Consider the following 4680-nt stretch of genomic DNA (forward strand, 5'->3'; position numbering starts at 1 on the left):
TCAACGGCCTGCTGGGAATGATTGCACTCTCGCTGGACGGCCCGCTGAACCCTGAACAGCAGCAACAGCTGTCGATTGCCCATGACTCGGGCAAAGTGCTGGTGGAACTGCTCAACGACATTCTCGACCTGTCCAAATTCGATGCCGGGCAACTGGAGCTCGAACACATTCCGTTCGACCTCGGCTCGCTGATCGAAGACACCGCCAACCTGCTGTCGCAGAATGCCGCGCCCAGCGTGGAGCTGACCTGCCTGATCGATCCGCGGTTTCCCGCGCTGGTACTGGGGGACCCGACCCGGGTGCGGCAGATCGTCAGTAACCTGCTGTCCAACGCGCTGAAGTTCACCCGTTTCGGTCGGGTCGATGTGCGTCTTTCAACGTTTGAAGACGGGGTCAGAATCGAGGTCTGCGACACCGGTATCGGGATTGCTCAGGACGCACAGGTCAAGATTTTCCAGCCCTTCACCCAGGCCGGTGCCGGTATAACCCGACAGTTTGGCGGGACCGGGCTGGGTCTGGCACTGACCTATAACTTGTGCGAAGCGATGCAGGGCCGATTGACGATCAGTTCGGAGGCGGGCTTCGGCAGCCAGTTCTGCGCCGACCTGCCGCTGCCCTCACACACTCGGGCCATGCCGCCGACACCGTTGCCGGGCAATGTCGTCGCGATCACCAGCGCCAGCAGCGGTCTGGCCGAACTGCTGAAAAATCTGCTGCCTGGCTGGGGACTCGATTATCAGCAACGCAACCTCGAAGACTCGTTGCTCGGGCTCAAGCCCGATGTGCTCATCACCGATTACCCCGAATGCCTGTTTAGCCTGCGACCTACGTTCGATGCGCCGATTCTGCTGGTGACCGCGTATGGCAATTTCATGCCCAGCGAAGAAGCGAGCGCCTTGGCCCCGTTGCAACAACAGGCGAGACCGCTGGCGCGCAATGCGCTTTACCAGACATTGCGCCGAGCCTTGCAACCGCAAAACCAATTGATCAATGGCGCCGCAGTTGAAGCGTTGACGCCCCAGCGACGTGGACGGGTCCTGTTGGTGGAAGACAACCCGGTCAATCAATTGGTAGCCAAGGGCATGCTCGGCAAACTCGGTTGCGAGGTCATAGTCGCCGCACATGGCGCCGAAGCGCTGGACCAGTTGGAATCCAGCGATTTCGATCTGGTGTTGATGGACTGCAACATGCCGGTGATGGATGGCTACGAGGCCAGTCGGCAAATCCGGCGTAGCGGACGTTGGCCGCAGCTGCCCATCGTTGCTTTGACCGCCAACGCCATGTCCGAAGAACGCGAACGTTGCCGTGCGGCAGGCATGAGCGATTATCTGGCCAAACCCTTCCGCCGCGAGGAACTGGCCGCCCTGCTCGACTTGTGGGTACCGACTACGCCAGACCCTTGATTTGTCCCAACAGGTGATCAAGCCCCTCGCGCAGATCGTTCAAGCGATCCAGATCCACTCCGCTGTCACATAGCAGCCGGGCCTTCAACGGACCGACCTGATCTCTCAACGCCTTGCCGGACGGCGACAGGCTTAAATGCACCTCGCGTTCATCACGGGCCGAACGCTGACGCTGCACCAGCTGCAGGTGTTCCAGGCGTTTGAGCAACGGCGTCAGCGTGCCGGAATCCAGCGCCAGGCGTTCGCCCAGCGCCTTGACGGTCGGCTGCTCCGGTGCTGCTGCCTGCCACTCCCACAACACCAGCATCGCCAGGTATTGCGGATAGGTCAGGCCGAGTTGGTCGAGCATCGGCTTGTAGGCGCGGATCACCGCCCGGGAAGCGGCGTACAGCTTGAAGCAGAGCTGGCTGTCGAGCTGCAGGGAATCGACGGACAAAGTGTTCATTTGAGCAGGGCTTCGATCTCGGAGGTCAAATCCTGTGGCTTGGTGGCCGGGGCGAAACGCTTGACCATCTGGCCGTCCTTGCCGATCAGGAATTTGGTGAAATTCCATTTGATGCCTTCGGAGCCCAGCAGGCCCGGTGCCCGCTTTTTCAGTTGGACGAATAGCGGATGGGCGTCGGAACCGTTGACGTCGATCTTCTTGAACAGCGGGAAACTGACACCGAAGTTCAACTCGCAAAACTCGGAAATCGCCCCCTCATTGCCCGGCTCCTGTTTGCCGAACTGATTGCACGGGAAGCCGAGCACCACCAGACCTTGATCCTTGTAAGTCTGCCACAGCGCTTCGAGGCCTTTGTATTGAGGGGTGAAACCGCATTTGCTGGCGGTATTGACGACCAGCACGGCTTTGCCGGCGTAATCGGCCAAGGTCTTTTGCTCACCGGTGATGGTGGTGCACGGGATGCTCAATAGGTTGTCGCTCATGGTTCGGCCTCTGTGTGGGGGAAGAGGCGACAAACATAGCGATCAATTAAATTGTGTGCAATTCAATTATTCAATCAACCGATTTGAATTGCAGGAGCAAGGCTTGCAGACGCAGGCGATCTCAAGGACGCCTTCGCCAGCAAGCGGTGCTCCCGCAGGGACAGCAAATATTCCGGGAGGTTATTCGCGCGGGACCAGATCCAGGCACACCGAGTTGATGCAATACCGCAGGCCGGTGGGCGGCGGGCCGTCCGGGAACACGTGGCCCAGGTGCGCGTCGCATTTGCCGCACACCACTTCGGTGCGAATCATGCCGTGGCTGACGTCGCGGATCTCGACCATCGCGCTGTCGCCGATCGGCGCATAAAAGCTCGGCCAGCCGCAGCCGGAGTCGAATTTGGTCGTGGAATCGAACAGTGGCTCGTTACAGCAGATGCAGTGGTAGACACCGTCGACCTTGCTGTCGTTGTACTTGCCGGAGAACGGACGCTCGGTGCCCTTGAGTCGGCAAACGTTGTACTGCTCGGGATCGAGCATCGCTTTCCATTCTTCCAGGGTTTTTTCCAACTTTTCCATCGTCACACCTCAGCAGCTGAAAAAGCCCGATCTGTACCTTTTCCACGGATCGGGTGGCACGTATGATTGCGCCTCGTCAAACGCCAGTCTGGCAGCCAGTCCACGCGCATTCAAACGGATTTATGGGTGCTGCATCTCAAGGCGTCAGGCCTGTGTGAATACGCAGGATTCCCAGTACGGTAGTTCATACGCCGCCTGGATCGTTCATTTTCGGGAACACATCGCCATGCAGGTCAGCAAATCGAACAAGCTCGCCAACGTCTGCTACGACATTCGCGGCCCGGTGCTCAAGCACGCCAAACGCCTGGAAGAGGAAGGCCATCGCATCCTCAAGCTGAACATCGGCAACCCGGCGCCCTTTGGTTTCGAAGCGCCGGACGAAATCCTTCAGGACGTGATCCGCAACCTGCCGACCGCCCAGGGCTACAGCGATTCCAAGGGCCTGTTCAGCGCCCGCAAGGCCGTGATGCAGTACTACCAGCAAAAACAGGTGGAAGGCGTCGGCATTGAGGATATCTACCTGGGCAACGGCGTTTCCGAGCTGATCGTGATGTCGATGCAGGCCTTGCTGAACAATGGCGACGAAGTGTTGGTGCCGGCCCCGGACTATCCGCTGTGGACCGCCGCCGTGAGCCTGTCTGGCGGCAACCCGGTGCATTACCTGTGCGACGAGCAGGCCAACTGGTGGCCGGACCTGGCCGACATCAAGGCCAAGATCACCCCGAATACCAAAGCGCTGGTGATCATCAACCCGAACAACCCGACCGGCGCGGTGTATTCGAAAGAAGTACTGCTGGGCATGCTCGAATTGGCCCGCCAGCACAATCTTGTGGTGTTCTCCGACGAGATCTACGACAAGATTTTGTACGACGATGCCGTGCACATCTGCACCGCGTCCCTGGCGCCAGACCTGCTCTGCCTGACGTTCAACGGCCTGTCCAAGTCCTATCGCGTGGCCGGTTTCCGTTCCGGCTGGATTGCCATTTCCGGGCCGAAACACCACGCCCAAAGCTACATCGAAGGCATCGACATGCTGGCCAACATGCGCTTGTGTGCCAACGTGCCGAGCCAACATGCCATCCAGACGGCCCTCGGTGGCTATCAGAGCATCAATGATCTGGTGTTGCCGCAAGGTCGCCTCCTGGAACAGCGCAACCGCACCTGGGAACTGCTCAATGACATTCCGGGCGTGAGCTGCGTCAAGCCGATGGGCGCGCTATACGCGTTCCCGCGGATCGACCCGAAAGTCTGCCCGATCCATAACGATGAGAAGTTTGTGCTCGACCTGTTGCTGTCGGAGAAGCTGCTGGTGGTTCAGGGCACGGCGTTCAACTGGCCTTGGCCCGACCACTTCCGCGTTGTGACCTTGCCACGGGTCGATGACCTGGACATGGCCATCGGCCGCATCGGCAATTTCCTCAAATCCTATCGCCAGTAACAGATCTGTCACTGTGCGACGTTGACGAAATGTCGCACGGTGATTGATTCAGCAACACATCTTTGCTCAGTGCCGCTCATCTTTGTTTCGAGCAATGCCTGATCACCCGCCTGCTGCCCACACCCCGTAACCACTGGGCCCGCACCGCGCCTTGCCTGTCAAACACGTCCTATGCCCGCCTCGGAAATGCCCTGCAAGCGGCTAGACTGTTGCTGTAGGACACAGTTTGAAATAGTCACCCGGTTGAATAGCCCGGTGCAGCACCTTATATACCCCGCAGTACGCTACATCTTTAGCATGAGGAGACTTCTACAACCATGATGCGCATCCTGCTGT

5 protein-coding genes are annotated in these 4680 nt (G+C 59.1%); 2 read left to right on the plus strand and 3 right to left on the minus strand.

The genetic code is table 11. The features are described from left to right. Positions 1-1403, plus strand: a 1403-nt coding sequence (locus ACQKP4_RS28385; protein ID WP_427637355.1) for a response regulator, incomplete at its 5' end; no start/stop codon positions are given. Here ACQKP4_RS28385 and ACQKP4_RS28390 read toward each other — a convergent pair. The 3 genes from ACQKP4_RS28390 to msrB all read right to left on the minus strand — a co-directional run bounded on the left by ACQKP4_RS28390 (position 1387) and on the right by msrB (position 2906). Further along, on the minus strand, positions 1387-1848 hold the full coding sequence (locus tag ACQKP4_RS28390; RefSeq protein ID WP_427637356.1) for a MarR family winged helix-turn-helix transcriptional regulator: 462 nt from the start codon (positions 1846-1848) through the stop codon (positions 1387-1389). The two genes, ACQKP4_RS28385 and ACQKP4_RS28390, sit on opposite strands and share 17 nt — an antisense overlap. Then, the gene (locus ACQKP4_RS28395; protein ID WP_427637357.1) at positions 1845-2330 is read right to left on the minus strand and encodes a glutathione peroxidase; all 486 of its coding nucleotides are present in this window, start codon (positions 2328-2330) and stop codon (positions 1845-1847) included. Before ACQKP4_RS28395 ends, ACQKP4_RS28390 begins: the two co-directional genes overlap by 4 nt. 180 nt (positions 2331-2510) lie before the next feature. Then, positions 2511-2906, minus strand: coding sequence for a peptide-methionine (R)-S-oxide reductase MsrB (gene msrB, locus ACQKP4_RS28400; protein ID WP_427637358.1), 396 nt, complete (start codon positions 2904-2906; stop codon positions 2511-2513). 226 nt (positions 2907-3132) lie between these two features. Between msrB and ACQKP4_RS28405 the strand changes: the two genes are divergently transcribed. Then, complete coding sequence (locus ACQKP4_RS28405) at positions 3133-4344, plus strand: pyridoxal phosphate-dependent aminotransferase (protein WP_008030363.1); 1212 nt, start codon at positions 3133-3135, stop codon at positions 4342-4344. Positions 4345-4680 lie beyond the last annotated feature (336 nt).

Source organism: Pseudomonas sp. NPDC086278 (assembly GCF_050280905.1).
In the GTDB taxonomy this organism is placed as follows: Bacteria; Pseudomonadota; Gammaproteobacteria; order Pseudomonadales; family Pseudomonadaceae; genus Aquipseudomonas.

What these genes read in the sequence shown, in the direction of transcription:
- ACQKP4_RS28390 (WP_427637356.1), bottom strand. Translation starts at nt 1,848, where the DNA reads ATGAACACTTTGTCCGTCGATTCCCTGCAGCTCGACAGCCAGCTCTGC.
- ACQKP4_RS28395 (WP_427637357.1), bottom strand. Translation starts at nt 2,330, where the DNA reads ATGAGCGACAACCTATTGAGCATCCCGTGCACCACCATCACCGGTGAG.
- msrB (WP_427637358.1), bottom strand. Translation starts at nt 2,906, where the DNA reads ATGGAAAAGTTGGAAAAAACCCTGGAAGAATGGAAAGCGATGCTCGAT.
- ACQKP4_RS28405 (WP_008030363.1), top strand. Translation starts at nt 3,133, where the DNA reads ATGCAGGTCAGCAAATCGAACAAGCTCGCCAACGTCTGCTACGACATT.